General features: G+C 53.3%; 1 protein-coding gene. It reads right to left on the reverse strand.

Annotated elements, in window-relative coordinates; genetic code table 11:
- Positions 1–724: integrase core domain-containing protein (locus tag QKD99_RS11510; RefSeq protein WP_347951488.1), on the reverse strand; the 724-nt coding region annotated here is incomplete at both ends.

Here is a 724-nt window from a genome sequence, read left to right on the forward strand (position 1 = left end):
GAGTGTGTAGGCGGCGATTTGTGCCCCAGTGGTGGTTATTTTGATGCTTACGCGGTTGTCGATGCAGACCATGGTGATTGGTTCGCCGCCCCATCGGCGCCCGATGTAGAGGCGGCGTAGTTTGCCACCCCATCGCAGGGTTGTCTTGCCGTTGGTGCCTACTTTGTCAGTGCGTAGGCGGTAGTCGTGGTCTGGTTTGATGTCTGCTGGGAGAGCTTTGGGCAGTGCTGTGTAGGCTTCTGCGGGGGTGGTTCTGTTTAGGGCTCTATGGGGGCGTTTGTGGTTGTAGTATTCGATGATTTCTTTTAGCTGAGAGTTGAGTTCATCGAGACTTTGAGCTGGTATTTTGCTTGCTAGGGCTAGTTTAAGGGTGTAGTGGAAGCGTTCAACTTTTCCTTGTGTCTGGGGGTGGTAGGGTTTACCGTTTTTCTGCTTGATTCCTAGGTCTATGAGCAGTTGCTCGAATCCGTTTCGCGCGGGGTTTGTCCGGTCTGTGCTGGTTGTGAATGCTCGGCCGTTGTCGGTGAGGGTGGACTGGGGGTAGCCGTGTGTCTGGCCTGCATTAATGAAGCTTTCTATGACGTTTCCCACGGTGGCATTGTTGTAGGCACAGCAGGAGATGATGAACCGGGAATGGTCGTCCAAGATGGTGAGGATAGCTACTCGCTTGTGACCTGCGATGGTCCAGTCACTGTAGTCCATTTGCCATGTTTCGTTGGGTTGA

The sequence above is a fragment of the Corynebacterium sp. c3Ub_189 genome, assembly GCF_039907195.1.
Taxonomy (GTDB): domain Bacteria; phylum Actinomycetota; class Actinomycetes; order Mycobacteriales; family Mycobacteriaceae; genus Corynebacterium.